Source organism: Kurthia populi (genome assembly GCF_042686175.1).
In the GTDB taxonomy this organism is placed as follows: Bacteria; Bacillota; Bacilli; order Bacillales_A; family Planococcaceae; genus Kurthia; species Kurthia populi.
In genome coordinates this window covers 20,310-37,151 of sequence record NZ_JBHUOR010000040.1, presented here as the reverse complement: position 1 = coordinate 37,151, position 16,842 = coordinate 20,310, and the positions used below count along the sequence as shown (strand labels likewise).

The 16,842-nt window shown below is 35.8% G+C and carries 17 protein-coding genes; 6 read left to right on the top strand and 11 right to left on the bottom strand.

Translation table 11 applies throughout. The annotated features are described in order from the left end of the window. Positions 1–60: 60 nt before the first annotated feature. On the bottom strand, positions 61–852 hold the full coding sequence (locus tag ACFSY7_RS07600; RefSeq protein ID WP_158621047.1) for an NUDIX hydrolase: 792 nt from the start codon (positions 850–852) through the stop codon (positions 61–63). A 76-nt stretch (positions 853–928) separates the two neighbouring features. On the opposite strand from ACFSY7_RS07600, the gene ACFSY7_RS07595 reads away from it, so the two are divergent. Then, positions 929–1,336 (top strand): VOC family protein, encoded by a 408-nt coding sequence (locus tag ACFSY7_RS07595; RefSeq protein ID WP_380147426.1) that lies wholly within the window; start codon positions 929–931, stop codon positions 1,334–1,336. 177 nt (positions 1,337–1,513) lie between these two features. Continuing rightward, a complete protein-coding gene (locus tag ACFSY7_RS07590; protein WP_380147425.1) occupies positions 1,514–2,095 on the top strand; it encodes a hypothetical protein in 582 nt (193 codons plus the stop codon). Between the two features lie 219 nt (positions 2,096–2,314). Here ACFSY7_RS07590 and ACFSY7_RS07585 read toward each other — a convergent pair whose 3' ends face one another. The 4 genes from ACFSY7_RS07585 to ACFSY7_RS07570 all read right to left on the bottom strand — a co-directional run bounded on the left by ACFSY7_RS07585 (position 2,315) and on the right by ACFSY7_RS07570 (position 6,628). Next, entirely contained in the window at positions 2,315–2,602 is a 288-nt protein-coding gene (locus ACFSY7_RS07585) for a DUF5388 domain-containing protein (RefSeq protein WP_126991540.1), read from the bottom strand. Positions 2,603–2,604: 2 nt separating this feature from the next. Beyond that, entirely contained in the window at positions 2,605–3,426 is an 822-nt protein-coding gene (locus ACFSY7_RS07580; protein ID WP_126991541.1) for a ParA family protein, read from the bottom strand. Positions 3,427–3,667: 241 nt separating this feature from the next. Continuing rightward, a complete protein-coding gene (locus ACFSY7_RS07575) occupies positions 3,668–4,663 on the bottom strand; it encodes an LLM class flavin-dependent oxidoreductase (RefSeq protein WP_380147424.1) in 996 nt (331 codons plus the stop codon). Positions 4,664–4,813: 150 nt separating this feature from the next. Continuing rightward, positions 4,814–6,628, bottom strand: a complete 1,815-nt coding sequence (locus ACFSY7_RS07570; RefSeq protein ID WP_380147423.1) for an XRE family transcriptional regulator — start codon at positions 6,626–6,628, stop codon at positions 4,814–4,816. 990 nt (positions 6,629–7,618) lie between these two features. Between ACFSY7_RS07570 and ACFSY7_RS07565 the strand changes: the two genes are divergently transcribed. Next, positions 7,619–9,106 (top strand): primase C-terminal domain-containing protein, encoded by a 1,488-nt coding sequence (locus ACFSY7_RS07565; RefSeq protein ID WP_380147422.1) that lies wholly within the window; start codon positions 7,619–7,621, stop codon positions 9,104–9,106. A gap of 22 nt (positions 9,107–9,128) precedes the next feature. Here ACFSY7_RS07565 and ACFSY7_RS07560 read toward each other — a convergent pair whose 3' ends face one another. The 6 genes from ACFSY7_RS07560 to ACFSY7_RS07535 all read right to left on the bottom strand — a co-directional run bounded on the left by ACFSY7_RS07560 (position 9,129) and on the right by ACFSY7_RS07535 (position 14,342). After that, complete coding sequence (locus tag ACFSY7_RS07560) at positions 9,129–10,208, bottom strand: toxic anion resistance protein (protein ID WP_139993714.1); 1,080 nt, start codon at positions 10,206–10,208, stop codon at positions 9,129–9,131. A gap of 12 nt (positions 10,209–10,220) precedes the next feature. Beyond that, entirely contained in the window at positions 10,221–11,840 is a 1,620-nt protein-coding gene (locus ACFSY7_RS07555) for a YceG family protein (protein WP_380147421.1), read from the bottom strand. A 237-nt stretch (positions 11,841–12,077) separates the two neighbouring features. Continuing rightward, a complete protein-coding gene (locus tag ACFSY7_RS07550; protein WP_126991547.1) occupies positions 12,078–12,659 on the bottom strand; it encodes a TerD family protein in 582 nt (193 codons plus the stop codon). Positions 12,660–12,675: 16 nt separating this feature from the next. Beyond that, on the bottom strand, positions 12,676–13,287 hold the full coding sequence (locus ACFSY7_RS07545) for a TerD family protein (RefSeq protein WP_126991548.1): 612 nt from the start codon (positions 13,285–13,287) through the stop codon (positions 12,676–12,678). 230 nt (positions 13,288–13,517) lie between these two features. Continuing rightward, a complete protein-coding gene (locus ACFSY7_RS07540; RefSeq protein ID WP_029500244.1) occupies positions 13,518–13,745 on the bottom strand; it encodes a hypothetical protein in 228 nt (75 codons plus the stop codon). Between the two features lie 141 nt (positions 13,746–13,886). Next, positions 13,887–14,342 (bottom strand): hypothetical protein, encoded by a 456-nt coding sequence (locus ACFSY7_RS07535; RefSeq protein ID WP_029500245.1) that lies wholly within the window; start codon positions 14,340–14,342, stop codon positions 13,887–13,889. Between the two features lie 329 nt (positions 14,343–14,671). Here ACFSY7_RS07535 and ACFSY7_RS07530 point away from each other — a divergent pair, with 329 nt between their 5' ends. The 3 genes from ACFSY7_RS07530 to ACFSY7_RS07520 all read left to right on the top strand — a co-directional run bounded on the left by ACFSY7_RS07530 (position 14,672) and on the right by ACFSY7_RS07520 (position 16,778). Beyond that, a complete protein-coding gene (locus ACFSY7_RS07530; RefSeq protein ID WP_029500246.1) occupies positions 14,672–15,259 on the top strand; it encodes a biotin transporter BioY in 588 nt (195 codons plus the stop codon). 1 nt (position 15,260) lies between these two features. After that, complete coding sequence (bioB, locus tag ACFSY7_RS07525; RefSeq protein WP_126991549.1) at positions 15,261–16,256, top strand: biotin synthase BioB; 996 nt, start codon at positions 15,261–15,263, stop codon at positions 16,254–16,256. A 255-nt stretch (positions 16,257–16,511) separates the two neighbouring features. Then, positions 16,512–16,778, top strand: coding sequence for a GNAT family N-acetyltransferase (locus tag ACFSY7_RS07520; protein ID WP_126991550.1), 267 nt, complete (start codon positions 16,512–16,514; stop codon positions 16,776–16,778). Positions 16,779–16,842: the final 64 nt, after the last annotated feature.

The following is a 16,842-nucleotide window of genomic DNA, read 5'->3' as shown; positions in this document are numbered from 1 at the left end:
CGGGGTTTTATTTATTGGTTCTTATAAGAATATTTCATCAACAAGTAAATTTGTAAACATTTAAACTTGTTTAAATTGATACATATCCTTATTTATCTTTTCAACGTACTGTAAGATAGTTGATTTAGCTAATTGCTCATTCATAATTGCCCCATATGCTTGTTTGAGTTGTTCAAACGAAAATGTTTCTGGTAACAATTCAAGTGCTAATGGTGAAGTTTGTGCTCTTTCTCGCATACGTAAAATTGCATAGACAATTGCTTTAGCATGATCAAATGCGATATTTTGTTGTTCAACAATATTTATTTTTTCATGTAATTGCTTTCCAACTTGTGTATACGTAATATCCAGCTCAGCTGACAACGTTCCTTTCTGTGGATGACTTAAGCGTAACATTATACGCTGTGTTCCTACATATTTTTTCACAACAGGAAGTTCAATCGTAAAAAGAGCTACGTCAGCTGCATCATCAGCTGCTTTTGCAGCCAATAACGCCTCTCGATTTACAAGTGCTAAATAAGATGCGCTAATTACGCGCATCCGAGGATCACGATTTACATCTGACCATGTATATAACTGTGTTGCATAAATTTGTTGAAGTCCAGTTTCTTCTTGCAACTCACGCAGAGCTGCAGTATCTAAATCTTCGTCCATATCAACAAAGCCCCCTGGAAATGCCCAACTCTGCTTAAAAGGATGTTGCTTTCTTTGAATTAGTAATAGTTGAAGTTTCTCATGTTGATTCGTAAAAATAATCATATCGGTTGTCATGCTAGGTGTTTCATATTTTCCTTTTTCATTCGCTTGATACCATTCAATGAATTGCTGTTCCGTCATATTTGTTGTATCCATTTTTATCACCTTCATAGAGTATTTTTTTGTCAAAAGGGAATAACAATACCATATTATCTTTAAGGAGGAAATTCCATTGATTACACCTTATTTAATTTTTAATGGCGAGGCAACAGAAGCTATCACTTTTTACGCCAATGCTTTCCAAAGTAACGATACATCTATTATGACATTTGGCGAGGCACCTGAAAACCCTGAGCATTTAATACCGATGGATGCTAAAAATCGAGTAATGCATGGGTATGTATCAGTGGCTGGAGAAAAAATTATGTTCTCTGATACATTTAGCGACGCACCTGCCTCAATTGGTAATAATATTACATTGGCCATTATTTCAAATGATAAAGAATTTATGCGTCAAGCATTTACTAATCTCTCTAAAGAGGGTGACATTTTAATGGATTTGCAAGAAACTTTCCTTAGTCCTCTTTATGGGTCAATACGAGATAAATACGATATAGAATGGCAATTCAGCTACGAATAAACAATCTGTTATATATCAGAGCTGCACACACTGTGTAGCTCTTTTTCTATTGTTTTAACTACCTAAAACTGAAATATTCTCATTTTACACTTATTTTTGTTCTATAACTACTTGATTTTTTTGTATTCTGTTATATAATAGATTTAATTATAAAATGATTGAAGGAGCTGGTTAGCTATGATTCAACTATTACACGTAACCCCCAAAACCGTAGGAAAATTTATTGGCTTAGGATCTACACGTAAAGTGGATCGCTTTGACCAGTTTGTCATTAAAACATTTTTACATCCGCTTGGAAAGAAACAAAGCTATCTAGAACAAAAAATGTATGAACATTTATATAAAGAAAACTTACATGCCAATGTTGCACCTGTTTTACACATGGATGAACAAATATGTGTCCAGCCTTATTATCGTCCTGTTCCAGCTGACTTTGGAAATTATGCAATCGATTTTGAAACAGACCCACGTGTAACAGATTCATTAAAACAATCCATTCATCTTTTAAAAGATGAAATGGATTGTTATGATATTTTTGACAGTAGTAATTACGCATTAAATAAAGAAGGCAAACTTATGTTAATTGACTATGGCATGACCTACGAGATGTATATGACCGAATGGCTGCCTTTAGCACGCCAGGGTATTCTTCCACAAATTTCAATGGGACAATGTGAAAGCTGTGGTGTCGTAAAAGAACTCCGTATTTATGGAGAAGATGATCCAGATCGTCGTTGCGTTTCTTGTGGGAAAATTTAGAGGTATTATTAATTAGCTATTATTCGTACTTTAAAAATAAACACGTAAAAATGTAAACATTTTTACATTATAAAACCCGTTCAAAAAGCCATTAACTTTTTGAACGGGTTTTTATGTATGCCAAAGTTATTCTCTAATTAACTAACTTTGGCGTAATTAGTTATTAATTCATTCTAACTATCCATTAATATAATTACACATGTATATTTGTAAACATTTTTACTTATTTAAAATACGATTCATTACTTCTACATCTTGACGCTGTTCATCATCTAATGACTTCATATATGAATCAATCATATCATTTACTAATTCATTCGCACTTTTAAATTCACATACTTTCACTAAATTTGAAATGCGATTTTTCGTCTCTTCATCAACACGTAGCATCGCTGCTTTATGTTGAACAGATTTTACACTTTTAATTTCTTCACTTACTTCATCCTTATTATATTTTAAATGATCAGGTAATGCACGATCATGACGTAATAACGATTTTTTTGCCATCATTAATCCTCCTCAATTTCCACAATACGTTTAATAAACTCATCGACAATTTCATCATACAAATTATGTACACGATGATCATGCATATCATCATTTGTAATCCCCACTGAGTTAAAACGTTTAATACGCTCCATTGTTTTCACACGGTGCTCGAAAAGATTTTCTTCACCAAAAATAGCAATTGCATTTTGCATCGTTGCTTGTTCTACACGCGAATCTGCTTTTAAAATTACCGGTAAAATACCAACAATCTCTAATTGTGCTTTATCTTCATCTAGTAGATCTTGTAAATAATTAATAAATACTTCTGCACCATCTAATGATGCTTCCTGCGTTTGTAAAACCAATACGACATAATCAGTTGCTGCAAGAGCTGCATCTGTAATATCTGAAATAGTCGGCGGAACATCAATTAAAATAAAATCATACTCGTCTTGAATTGATTTTAATAATTCACGGAAGTAGAAAATTCGTTCACGCTCAGCCTGGTCTGTCATACCCGGAAATTTCTTTTGTAAGAATTTAGGATATAAGTGGAATGTTGGCGTATTGGGAATTAAATCTAGATTATCGTGAATCGTAAAAATTGTTGTAGCTAAATCGCCAGCTTTTACACCATCTAACATATAATTTGAAATAACTGGTGTTTCCTCACGTTCAGTCATATACGTTTTTAATAAAAATGTTGTCGCATTTGCTTGTGGATCTTTATCAACAACTAACACTTTATAACCTTGTTTTGCAAGTGTATATGCGAAAAGGACAGCATTTGTTGTTTTTCCTGTACCGCCTTTAAAGTTTGCAAACGTAATAATTCTTGTCACTAAAAACCCTCCTTATACTATAGTTGTTATTTATTATACATGAAAATAGTAAATAAATAAAATAGTAAAAATGTTTACATGATTACATATTTAAATGAATGTTTCACGTGGAACATTCATTTAAACTGTTTCTACTAATCTTTTTTCTCCCGCATAAAATGAAGCATGCCTTATGCAACTTAACTTACTCTAAAAAAGACATCGTCAATAATTATTGACGATGTCTTTTTTATTTCAGCTTTTAATCAATAAGTGCTTCCGCTAATAAACGATAACTTTCTAATCGATGTTCAAAAGTAGATTGATTTGAATTAATCATAGCTTCATCAAAACCATATAAATGTTGGTCTGCTAGCAATTGTTCAGCTACTTGTTCTTTAGTACCTACTAAATGTAATTTACGGTTTTGTTCAATTGTTGCTAAGTCCATTTCCGACAATGGATAATTTTGAGCTTCTTCTGGCGTAAGTGCTTGTTGCGGTTCACCACGCATCAACTGTAGTCTAGAGATATCAATTGATTTCGCACGATATTCTGCTTCCTCTTTTGTATCAGCTACTGTTGCCGCATAACTAACAATAATTTGAGGCTCTTTCATAAAATCAGATGGAATAAATCGTTCACGGTATAAATCAAAAATTTCCTTTGTTGCTTGCCCATTAAAAAATTGTGCAAATGAATAGCCTACACCGTAATCTGCAGCTTTTGCTGCACTTTGTCCAGTAGAGCCTAGTAACCACATACTAGCTAATGGAACTTTAGCTGGTGTTGTTATTACATTTGTATATGCTTGATCATCGGCTCTTTCTCCTGCCATCAATTGCTGGATAGCCATTAATTTATTATATTGTTCATCTACAAAAGGTCGCTTCCCTTGTGCCAAAGCATACGTTGCTGCATAGTCTCCGCCCGGAGCACGACCTAAACCTAAGTCAACTCTCCCTGGAGCAAAAGCACTTAACGTATTAAACTGCTCCGCAATCTTCAGTGCAGAATAATGCATCATCATGATGCCACCAGTTCCTACATGAATACGATTTGTTTGTGCTGCAATATATGTTGCGGTAATTTCTGGTGCGCTACTTGCTAATGTACGTGTGTTATGATGTTCTGCCAGCCAGAAACGCTCATAGCCTAGGTCATCTGCATTCTTCGCTAAAGCTACACTATTATGTAGCGCCTGTTGTGCCGTCATTCCCTTAGCAATAGGGATTTGATCTAGTATGCTTAATTTCATATTATGACCTTCTTTCTACTTTCACAAGATATCTCTATACTAGCAATTCTTATTTCATTTTCCTATAAATTTGCCTACATTTAAAACTCTATATTTATAGAAGAAACTCCGTTCAAATGAACGGAGTTTACTTGTAAACATTTTTACTTATTAACTATTATGATTCATTTGTACAAGTGAGAACCATTTTTCACAATAAGCTTCTAATGGCTTCCTATTTTTTATTGAAATCTTTTTCGGTGGATTTTTTAAATACCGATGTAATGTACTGTAGGAAACATTCGCCTCTGCTGCTGCCACCTTAATCGTAATACTTCGTTCTTCAATAATAAATGCTACTTTTTCCATTAAAGATAATTCTTCGACTTCTTCAACGGGCTCATGCGGAACATCAATTACTTTAGAAGCTAATTTCAATTCTGCAATACGTTTGTTTTCTACAACAAGTTGATCTGGGGGCGTGATAGAAATATCTAGTTTTTCCCACACATGTAAATACCATAATCGTTTTGCCGTTTCAACTTCTTCAAATGGCTCTGTATACTTCCAAGATTTAATCACTTCATCATTTAGTAAATCATCTAGCACTCTTTCTACACGCTCACGCAAACGTGCCCCGTGTACACTATTTTTCCCAAAATCCATAATTTCAATTAGATGTCCTACACGGAAGGTTGATGCCTCTGAATTACGTTGGTTTTTCCATTCCGAATTTAGAAAGCGCACTAACCGCTTATGCTGACGATGTTTATAATAATTGTATTGAAATACCTTATAATCTAAATAGGCAAATGCTTGGTCATTATGAATTAACAATCGGTCGATTAAAGGTGAGGGTTTAATGGTTACTGAATAAATCCCTTTTGCTTTTTTTGTTTTTTTGTCATATGCCATCTCAATTGAGCCTATTTGGAATAATGGATGGAAATCTGCAAATTCATAATTTTGGCGGTCAATATCTTCAGTTTCTGGGTTGATAACAATGAAATCATCATTATCCATCGCAATCCAAACAGATGCAAGTGTCGCAACACGCTGCATAATATCAAACCGCTCTTTTTCTCGTACACGGAATGACTTTTCATAAGGGTCTTCAAATTTTAATCGTAATGCCTGGTCACTGTCAAAATGAATATAGCCATAATCATTTTTAGGCTGTTTCATCCAAGAAAATGCAATTAAATCAAATAAGTCAGCAGATAGTTCATCTAAAGCGGAATTCGTTGATTCTAAGAGTGAAAACCAAATACGTTGTTTTTCTAATGTATCCGCTGGTAATCGCTGGATTTCTTCATCTGTACGAATTTCCGCAGTCCCTTGCTTCACACCATCTACGACAATTTCCTTTTGTAAATCTCCATCTTCATTTTCCTCAAAATCTTTTTTTGTTACTAAATCACGCAAAGCTTGATAACTATGGCTAGAGTTTGTAATTAAATATTCCTGATCTTTTATTGCCGATACAATTTGTTCAGTTCCAATATCTGGCATATCAAGTGATAACTGCTCCTCTGGCTTATGCTCAACAATTATAAAATCATCAAAGGGCTTAGAAGGGGATGGCTGTTTGATATTATCAAGTTCTTGTTTTTTTACTTTTGGTTCTTTTTTGGGTGGCGTAGTCTTTTTCTTTTTAACGGGTTTTGGCTTAATACCCTCTTCTAAAACTGGGCGCATAACTTGATCTAATAAATGACGTTGAGTATCATCCGCTAGTTTTTCACGCAAATCAATTTTTCGAAATGCCCGATTATCGAGCATGATGAGCTGCACAAAATTTAAAAGTTTTTGAAAACTTTTTGATGGCTTATAATCATCTTCTTGTTGCATCATCATCACATCAGTTGTCCATTCTGCTACATGCTCAAATTCGTCAATATATAACGGCTGTACCGCTTCACAAATTGCGAGTGGTTGTAAATCCTTCGTTAAATATACATTATCAAGCATCGCTGAATAATCCATAGGGGATACAGCCTCCTTTATTCTCATATTTATTAAAAGTATATCAAAACTCCATTGTAAAATCTTATAATCTCATTTTTATGTAATATGTGCCCAATAAATTATCGGGCACATAAAATATCGATTAACCACTCTTATTGCAAGATGTGCCCAATACTTCTCCTTGTTTATCTACATAATCTCATTTTTATACCTCATCTACCCAATAAATTTAATTAATTGCTAAAGAAAGCCTGCTATATAAGCATTCTATTAAATATCATTATCGTGCATATTGTGCCCAATAAACTCTTTTTCTTATTAAATCTTATGTTTTTGCTCTATCTGCTCAATAAATAGCGGTTGTATCTACCCAATAAAGCGCTGAAAATCTCATTTTAAGTGTTGCATCTACCCAATAAAATATTCTGACAATTCTTGAACATACTGATTTATCAATGTTTTTCTATAATCTCATTTTTTACATGCAATCTCATTTTAAGCGTTGCATCTACCCAATAAATCAAAAAAATCAACTATTTTTATAAAAAAGATGCTTTTTATGTGCTATTTTGCTCTCACTTTTTTTTCACAAAAAGTGGATACACCCTATAAAATTTTTTTTGAGTTGCATCTACCCAATAAATTAAGCTATTTTTGCTGTTTTTTATTGTAAAACAATAAAAAATGGTCTTTTATTCCATTAAAATTAGCGGTTGCATCTACCCAATAAATCATTTTAAGCGGTTGCATCTACCCAATAAATTTTTTGTTATATGTATAAAATCTTTTATTGACAACTCAAATCGGCATTTTTTATATAAACTAAAAATCTCAAAATCTCATTTTTGCGGTAGTATGTTGCACACTTTGACAACTGAATCACTGTTCAAAAAACGCTGTAACACTTGATATGACAGCGTTTATCACGGTTTCAAAAAACGAGATAGTGTAAAAAGTAACCTTTTTTTTCGCTTATAATAATTTAACAATAGCGAGAGGAGGATACCTATGCAATTTCATTTTGAAGATTTTATTAATACACTCTTTCATGATAGCTTACGAACAGCACAAAATATGGAGAAAACACCAAATCGACAAGGCGGTATTTTTGCCGTTAAACAAAAGGAACATTTGCAAACAGCTTACGGAGTACAAGGCGATATTATTACATCGAAAAAACAATTATGTTCACGTGTAAATAACTACTCACATTTTACGCCGAATCCTTATTTACAATATCGCTATACGAATCGCTATAAAGAATATGTAAAGGGCTTCGAAGAACAAAACCTTTTACAAGTGAATACATTTGTAATCGATATTGATACAAAAAATTATTCTCCTCAAGAAATTTTACTTGCTTGCTTGGACGATAGTATTGGTACACCGACACTGTTACTAGAATCGACAAGAGGCTATCAACTTTATTTTATTTTAAGTAAGCCGCTTCATTTGAAAAAAGGAGGGGTTGGATTAGCTGTGGCTAAAAAAATAGCTGCACAACTCAAGAAAAGTCTTACTTGTGTAGGTGCAGATATCTTTTGCAATGATTTTGGTTTTTTCCGCATGCCTACAAAAAAAAATGTGCTGTGGGTAGATTTGACACATACATATGATATTTCTCAATTAATCAATTGGTCGCAACAGCAAGAGGATGACACAATCTCATTTTTCGTGTCAAACAACTCACAACGCCAATCCTTAACACAACAAGAGTGGTTTAAAGCGCTGCTACAAACACCTGATATTCATGGTGGAAAAGGAGTTTTAGGACGTAATAATACATTATTCACACTGGCGCTAGCATGCTATGCTGATCAAATCTCATTTTCAGATGCAATGTGCACATTAGGCTCATTTAATGCACAGCTTCTCAAACCATTGTCTGCACGTGAATTTCATGCCATTATGAAATCCGCCTATAGTGGGCGTTACCAAGGTCCTGAGCGTTTTTATATTGAGCAATTAACAGAAGCGTATACAAACGTAAAACCGTATGTAAACTATAAAGGCTGGTATAAGCATAAAAAAGAACGTGCAGCTCGTACGCGTAGCCATTTAAGTGAATGGGAGCAAGATCTAATCACATATATCGAAGCTCAACCACATCAAGATGGATTTTTATGGACAACTCAGCGAGAGCTATGTAAAACTCTAGGAATCCCTAAAAGTACTTTAAACAAGCTTCTAAAGCATTCTAACATTGTGTTAACGCGTACTTTTGGTAAAGGCCGTAATGCGATGACTGGTTTTACAACACGCACTCTTTTTAATGCTGAAATGGTATCACTCTATTTAAGAAAGAAAAAACATACTAAAAAACAATACCTAGCTTTTTTAACAACATACATCCATGCCGTAGAAGCATGCGATGTTTCTTTAGCACGCATATCATTTATTGAAGAATTACAGCAACTAAAAATGAATTTAATAAATGGTCCACAATGCCATTACATATCTATATCTAGGCATAGAAAAAGCACAGCAATTACATAATCACTGTGCTTAAAAGAATTATTTATTGACCACTAAATACATCTTTTGCTTCATTGCGAATTTCTTCTAGACGTTTACGGTCTTGTTGACGTTGGATAACTTGTTCATCTTTTACCTGTTTGTATTCATCAATACCTTTAGTAATGGTATCCCACATATCTTCAATGGTATCCATTTTAATGCTTGATGTACCGGTTCTGCGTGCAATATCTACACTTTGATTCATAATGTCTTTTGTTGTTTCACGGAGCATTTCATTAGCTCGATCTTCAAAGGCGTTAATTGAATCTGCATGAAGCTTTTGACGTTTGGCATTGACAGCATTAATGATGCCCATTTTAAAGATTGGAATCGTTGTTACAAAGGCGCTATTAATTTTAGCGATTAAATCATTATTACCACGTTGAATGGTTTTAATTTGAGGAGCTGCAATAACAGCAACCATACGTGCTTTTTCTAAATCGTCAACTTTACGGTCTAGAATTTCTTCGGCTGTACGAAGATTTTCTAGTTGAATACGTGCCATTTGATTACCAGCAGCTACTTGTGTTTCAAGTTTAGGAATATCTTGTTGACGAAGTTCTTCTAGCTTCATTTCAGCTGCAACAGCATATTTTTCAAGATTTAAGTAGTATTGAATATCTTCTTGATAAAGGCCTTCTAAATCGACGTTGTTTTTCTTTAATTCATCTTCAATAATCATAAATTGCTGATGAATTTTATCAATTTCACCACCAAGTGATGTGTATTTAGCAAATAAAGAATCAATGCTTTTCTTAGCGCGATTAAATAGTTTACCAAAGAAGCTAGGTTCTTTCAAAATCTCATCTTTATCAAATTTGTTCATGACTTTTTCAAGTTGTTTTAGTAAATCACTTGAATCATCTAGTTTTGATAATGTCATAGAATGTAGAATTTTATCTGTAAAACGTGATAGCTCCTGAGATGGCTCTTTACCTAAAGTTAAGATATCGTTAGCATCACGCCAATCAACTGCTTTGATAATAGATGCTACCTCTGGATCGTTTCGAAGTGCTAAACGTGTTTCATTAGCTGTTTGCTCTGTTAGACCTTCTTTTTGTAATGGAATTAACTCTGACATATAATTTCCTCCTTAGTCAAAAAAACGTTTACGAATTTTATGAATAAATGATTGTGTTTTAGTAGGTTGTTCATAGTGGACATCAAAGACCATTTCTTCGAGTCGGTGAATGGTATAAATAGATGGTTCTAAGTAATTTTCAATATCTTGTTTACCGGTTGGGGTATAGAAAATAATATCAAAGCCAAAACGGTTTAAGAAACTAAATAATATGGCGTCTGCTCGGGTTAAATGCCCAAGTGATTCATCATAGAAAACAACGATTTTAGGTAGCTGTTGAGCGTAATCAAAGCTTTGCATAAAGCGTAGAATCTCTTTTGGTACCATCGATAATTGCTTTAATGTGGTAATGGCAAGGTCGCGCTCTTTTTCGCCATTTATTTTTTGAATGCTTGGGTTCTCACAGCAATCAATAATAATACGTGCAATGGCTACTTGAATTTCAGGTGAGAGCTCTTTATATTGCCACCAACTTGTCCCCATCATTCGCTCACTATCTAAATTTCCTCCGACAAGGCTCTTATCGTAATGAAATTGGAAATTGGCTTTTGATTCTTTTACGTATGGGAATTGCTGAATAAGTAAAGTGTTAGGTAGTTCAACAAGCGCATGCATCTTTTCCCAGTAATCCTGCTTATCACGTGACATCCCGTTTACTTTTGCAAAAATATTGGGAATGTAGATAGTTGGTTTTTGTGCTTTAAAGCCTGGGCGCATCATAGCGGGCTCTTTAGCATAAATGAAAATGTCATCATAGGTATGTTGCAACATGACATTATGTGGTTCATAGTTTTGATACTGCCAGGGGCGATAAACACCATGTTCGTCCTCTATAAGACGTTCTAGCTGCTGTGTAGAACGATAACCGACCGTTGCTTGAACTTCTCTTATTTGCGTTGGAAACGGTTGCATAGGAGCTGTATCACCGTAACGATATACGGTTGATTCTTCATTATGTGGATCAAGTGGTTGAAAATCATCTTTTCCGGCTGGATGGAAGAGTAAAACATCACAGCCAAGCCACATTAATAATAATAAAAAATATCGCTGGCTTTGCGTCGTATCACCATACCACACGACTTTTGGAAAGGGTGTTTGTGGTGTAGCATCTTTCATCCACACAATCCAGTGATTTTTCATCCATTTGACTAAGTCGATTAAGAAGCGACGAAAATCATTAGATAGTAATCCTTGTGCTTGCTGTTGTTGAAATGTTTTAATGACTCGAATCAGTGTCATCTGTAAATGACGATTCATTTGTGGATCTTTGTGTTGTGGGATAAGTTTCGCACCATACATCATCGCAACGAGCCGATTAATTGATAAGCCTTTAGGTAATTCTTTATGTTGTTGCAAAATGTTTTGAAGGAGTTGGAAATCTTCATTTTGTATTTGTTTATTCAACTCTTCACTCAATACATGGACATCACTCGCTGTATGCCATTCGTACAACGTGTTAAAGTACTCGACATCGTCCAATGGAACACCGAGAACGCGTACAGCAACGCGCTCAAATGTGAGATTTTGCTCGGTTAGACTATAGCGAGGGCGCTCTGTGCTAGCTAATAGGAAATAATTAAGCCAGTCATCAGTGTCTTTCCATGGAAGAGGTGTAATCGTTAGTTGATTCATTGTTTCAGGCCCCCTTTATTGCTTCTTCTACTGTACCACATACGGATAGCTTTAATCTTTTTATTGGGTAGACACCGCATTTTTATGAGAATAGTGGAAATAGAATCCAAATAGTGTGCACATCGCGCATAAAAATGAGATTTTGAGATTCTACCTATGTAAAGACAAAGAAACCGCGCGGTTGCGCGGTTTCTCAGTGTGTTATGCGCAGACAATATGTCCTATGCGTTTGGTTAATTAGTTTACATCTAGACCGTAATCAGTTGCTAGTGCAGCTAATCCACCTTGGTAGCCAGCGCCTACAGCATTGAATTTCCATTCGCTACCGTGGCGGTAAAGTTCACCTACAACGATTGCTGTTTCGATTGAGAAATCTTCACCTAAGTCATAGCGAATTAATTCTTCGTTTGAAGCAGCGTCTACGATACGGATAAATGAGTTTGAAACCATACCGAAGTTTTGACCACGAGATTCTGCATCGTGAATTGTTACAGTGAATGCGATGCGGCTAATATTTTGTGGGACATTGCTAAGTGCCACTTTTACTGTTTCATCGTCGCCATCGCCGTCACCAGTTAAGTTATCGCCAGAGTGTTCTACTGAACCATTACCACCAACTGTATTGTTATAGAAGATAAAGTTAGCAGGATCGTCTACTTTGCTTGCATCGTTAAGTAAGAAGACAGAAGAATCTAAATCAAAATCTTGTCCGCCATCATATTTATTTGTATCCCAGCCTAAACCTACTACGATGTTTGATAACCCAGGATTACCTTTTGTTAAATCTACTTTTTGACCTTTTTGTAATGAAATACCCATAATATTTGTTTCCTCCTTATTGATAACTTGCTACAACAGCGCTTAAGTTAGCATCTGTTGTGCCATTGCCAAGTGCAGCAAATTTCCACTCTGTGCCATGACGATAAATTTCACCTGTCACTAGAGTCGTTTTACCAGAATAATCATCTGATAGGTTGTAACGAATTAATTCTTCATGGTTGTTTGCATTAAATACGCGGATATATGCGTTTTGAATCATGCCGAAATGTTGTTTTCGATTGACAGCATCATAGATGTTTACAACGAATACAAGGCGATTGAATTCTGCAGGGATCGCTTGTAAATTGATTGAAATTACTTCATCGTCGCCGTCACCAGCACCTGTTAAGTTGTCACCTGAATGTTGAACGGAACCATCTTTACTACGTAAGTTTCCGAAAAAGACAACATCCTCTTTAGATTTAACATGATCGTCTTTTAACATAATAACAGAAGCGTCACAGTCGACATTGCTTCCCTTATTACCGCCGCCAAATAAACCACCTAGAAAACCACCGCTGCTTTTATTTTCAGCAGGGTCCCAGCCTAGGCCTACTTGTACTTTGCTAAGACCTGCATTGCCTTTTGTTAAGTCAACACGTTGGCCTTTTTGAAGATTGATACCCATAAAAAACTTCACCGTCCTTAATGAAATGGAAATGTGCTAGCGTAAATACTAGTCACTTACTTATACGACTTAGCTTCAAGAAAGTTTCATTTTTTAAAAAATAGTTAAAGAAATGAAGAACATTCAATCGAATACCGTTGTTTTGTCCATCAAAAAACACTTCCAAAGTTTTAATACCTTAGAAGTGTCTTTCTTTTGTTATATTGTCACTGTTTTTAGGTTAGTCCAGACTAGCGATTATTTTTATGTTGTGCAGCGCGTAATGCTTGTTCTAAAAAATCATATTGTGCAGTAGTTTGTAAGAGTGCCCCATTTGGCTCATACGGGTTACGGTCAAGCTCTTTTAATAGTCGAAATTTTTCCTCAGGTGAAATTGGTAGATCGTCTAAATCGCGATGAAATGCGCTTAGCACATGAATGGTTTCACTAAAATCAAGTACAAATCCATCATAAGGCATTGAATTCCCTTCTTTCTGTAAAAATGTAAACAAGTTTATATGTAGATGCGATAGCTAAAACGCTATTGCATAAGAAAATGAAAACAGGAATCGCGTAATGACGCCATTCCTGCTGTATTTATTCGCCAAGAATTGTGTTGTTCAGCATGATTTTTTGGTGCTATTTTGTAGACGAATTTGCTCGCGGCGGAATGCGTACATCATCTCGTTGCGGATAAAGTGACGCAGTGTAGTCGCTTCATTCACAATATTTGCAATTGATTCTGTTTCTGATACCGCTAGAGCGATTGATACTTGATAAAGTGGTGTGCCATCGTCAGCTGTCGTTTTATAATGTGCTAAAACTTGGCAATGCTTTTCAAGTGTTTCTAAGTAAGCTTGCTCGTAAAGAGGAAGAAGCGTGAGATCTTCCTGTTCGGGCATGAGTAATCGTTCATCCATGTATAACACCGCATTGTGTGCGAGGTCGCGTTGAATCGCTAGATCATCTGCGCATGTATAAAGCTTAAACTCTTCTAAATCATGCAAACGCCAAGCATTCAGCTCATTCGCTAAAACAAGGTGTTCAAAGTACATTTCTAAATCTAAAGAACCCATCCAAACCCTCCTTCATTAGTCATTTTTTATTCATAGAAAAAGTCAGCTGGAATCCAACTGACTATACATTGACAAATGCGTTAACAATTATTTAATTCTAACGATTTTTGATAAGAATCGCAAGTGATTACAATGACAATATTTGTTGATAAAGTTTCTTGGCTGTTTCCAATTTAAAAAAATTGTGCTGGGCCGCACGATAGCGCCTGCGTTGTTCGAGCGTTTATGAATGATGCTACATAAGAGTTAACTTAAAAATAAAAATTGTTGACTAAAATAAATGGATGGATTATAGTAAAAAACGTTCATAGTTGAGAGGGGGGAAAGAGATGACGACATACACAAGGGTACGTGCACGATTTACTGCGTATGATGTTGTGTATTGTGGCATGTTTGCGGCATTGATGATGATAGGGGCAAACATTACATCATTTATGCCATTTATGGTAGTCGGAGGGGTGCCCATTACATTGCAAGCATTTTTTGCAATATTAGCAGGACTTGTGCTCGGTAGTAAACGCGGGGCGATTGCGGTAGCTGTTTATGCGTGTGTCGGCTTAGCAGGGGCACCTGTTTTTGCCCGTTTTAGCGGCGGCATTAGTCAATTATTGAGTCCTACGTTTGGCTTTATTATTGTTTTTATTTTGTCGGCCTACATCGCTGGAAAAATGATTGAAGTACGTTCAACAAAAGCAATGTATGTTGCAGCAGGACTTGTCGCCATGATGATTAGTTATTTACTTGGTACAAATTGGTTGTATGCCGCCTATAAATTATGGGCTGCTGCACCGGAAGGTTTTAGTTATTGGATGGCGTGGGCGTGGATGTTGCCGCCGCTACCGAAAGATATTGTGTTGGCTATACTAGCTGGTTTATTTGCATTTCGATTACGACACGTCATAAAGGTGGGAAACTAACATGAATTATCAACAATTAGCACAACGAGTTATCGATGGTTATGTGATAACAGATGAAGAAGCATTGGCTATTTTAGAAAGTCCAGATACCGAGCTATTAGCTGTATTAGATGCTGCCTATCGTATCCGCTACCATTATTATGGGAATAAAGTAAAGCTGAATATGATTATTAATACGAAATCGGGCTTATGTCCAGAAAATTGTGGGTACTGTTCGCAATCGATTGTATCAACAGCACCGATTGAAAAATACCCAATGATGAAACAACAAGAAATTATTGATGGGGCGAATCGCGCGGCATCACTACAAGTTGGGACCTATTGTATTGTGGCAAGTGGCCGTGGTCCGCGTAATCAAGAAATTGATATTGTAGTAGATTCAGTGAAGGAAATTAAGGAGCACCATCCTGAAATGACAGTCTGCGCGTGTTTAGGAATTTTAAAGCCTGAACAAGCACAACGGTTAAAAGAGGCTGGAGTAGATCGCTATAATCATAATATTAATACGTCTGCTCGTAATCATACGAATATTACAACATCACATACATACGACGATCGTGTACAAACGGTTGAACGTGCAAAAGAAGCCGGAATTTCGCCATGTTCAGGTGTCATTGTTGGAATGAAGGAAACAAAGCAAGATGTGGTGGATATGGCACGTAGTTTGCATGCATTAGATGCAGACTCGATTCCGGTTAACTTTTTAAATGCCATTGACGGTACGCCACTAGAAGGCATAAACGAACTGAACCCACGTTACTGTTTAAAAGTATTAGCATTATTCCGCTTCATTAATCCGACGAAAGAGATTCGCGTTTCGGGTGGTCGAGAAGTTAATTTAGGGCATATGCAACCACTCGGTTTATACCCGGCTAATTCAATTTTCCTTGGTGATTATTTAACGACAGATGGCCAACCTGGCGATGATGATAAAAAAATGTTAGAGCAATTAGGGTTTGAAATTGATTTAACGCCATTACAGCAAGCAAGCTGTTAAAAAAATTTGCACTTATGGTAAACCTTTTTTATAATATAGTTAACACAAAACTCCCCGTTTAGTGAAAAGGTAGAAAGAGGCTGGGACATAAGTGTAAAAATACTATCTCAGATGAGCATAAGAAAAACCGGAATCGTGCTGTGGCGCGGTTCTGGTTTTTTGTGGCGAACGCTAAAAAAGGAACATGAACTGTTTTGTCCCGGCCTCTTTTTTCATTAGACGAAAAGTGGGTATAGTAATTATGAGGTGATTACTATGGAATTTGAATTGACAGAAAAAGGTTATGAATTATTCCAGCAAGGGAAAAGTGTTGCGCGTATTGAATGGTATGTTGAGGATAACGTGATGCAAATGACTGGAACGTATACAGATGAAGTGTTGCGTGGGCAAGGTATCGCTGGAAAATTATTGAATGAGGCGGTAGAGTATGCGCGCGCCCACGATTACAAGATGAAGGCGATTTGTCCATATGTTGTGAAGAAATTTGAGGATAGCGCATTTTATAATGATGTGAAAATTTAATCGTAAAAAGAATAATGAGGACATGAAAATAGGAATGACACAACCCCGTCATTCCTATTTTTTA

Bases quoted from the DNA above. Each gene is read 5' to 3' on its own strand.
- ACFSY7_RS07600 (WP_158621047.1), bottom strand. From the start codon at position 852: ATGGATACAACAAATATGACGGAACAGCAATTCATTGAATGGTATCAA.
- ACFSY7_RS07590 (WP_380147425.1), top strand. From the start codon at position 1,514: ATGATTCAACTATTACACGTAACCCCCAAAACCGTAGGAAAATTTATT.
- ACFSY7_RS07585 (WP_126991540.1), bottom strand. From the start codon at position 2,602: ATGGCAAAAAAATCGTTATTACGTCATGATCGTGCATTACCTGATCAT.
- ACFSY7_RS07575 (WP_380147424.1), bottom strand. From the start codon at position 4,663: ATGAAATTAAGCATACTAGATCAAATCCCTATTGCTAAGGGAATGACG.
- ACFSY7_RS07570 (WP_380147423.1), bottom strand. From the start codon at position 6,628: ATGGATTATTCAGCGATGCTTGATAATGTATATTTAACGAAGGATTTA.
- ACFSY7_RS07565 (WP_380147422.1), top strand. From the start codon at position 7,619: ATGCAATTTCATTTTGAAGATTTTATTAATACACTCTTTCATGATAGC.
- ACFSY7_RS07560 (WP_139993714.1), bottom strand. From the start codon at position 10,208: ATGTCAGAGTTAATTCCATTACAAAAAGAAGGTCTAACAGAGCAAACA.
- ACFSY7_RS07555 (WP_380147421.1), bottom strand. From the start codon at position 11,840: ATGAATCAACTAACGATTACACCTCTTCCATGGAAAGACACTGATGAC.
- ACFSY7_RS07550 (WP_126991547.1), bottom strand. From the start codon at position 12,659: ATGGGTATTTCATTACAAAAAGGTCAAAAAGTAGATTTAACAAAAGGT.
- ACFSY7_RS07545 (WP_126991548.1), bottom strand. From the start codon at position 13,287: ATGGGTATCAATCTTCAAAAAGGCCAACGTGTTGACTTAACAAAAGGC.
- ACFSY7_RS07540 (WP_029500244.1), bottom strand. From the start codon at position 13,745: ATGCCTTATGATGGATTTGTACTTGATTTTAGTGAAACCATTCATGTG.
- ACFSY7_RS07535 (WP_029500245.1), bottom strand. From the start codon at position 14,342: ATGGGTTCTTTAGATTTAGAAATGTACTTTGAACACCTTGTTTTAGCG.
- ACFSY7_RS07530 (WP_029500246.1), top strand. From the start codon at position 14,672: ATGACGACATACACAAGGGTACGTGCACGATTTACTGCGTATGATGTT.
- bioB (WP_126991549.1), top strand. From the start codon at position 15,261: ATGAATTATCAACAATTAGCACAACGAGTTATCGATGGTTATGTGATA.
- ACFSY7_RS07520 (WP_126991550.1), top strand. From the start codon at position 16,512: ATGGAATTTGAATTGACAGAAAAAGGTTATGAATTATTCCAGCAAGGG.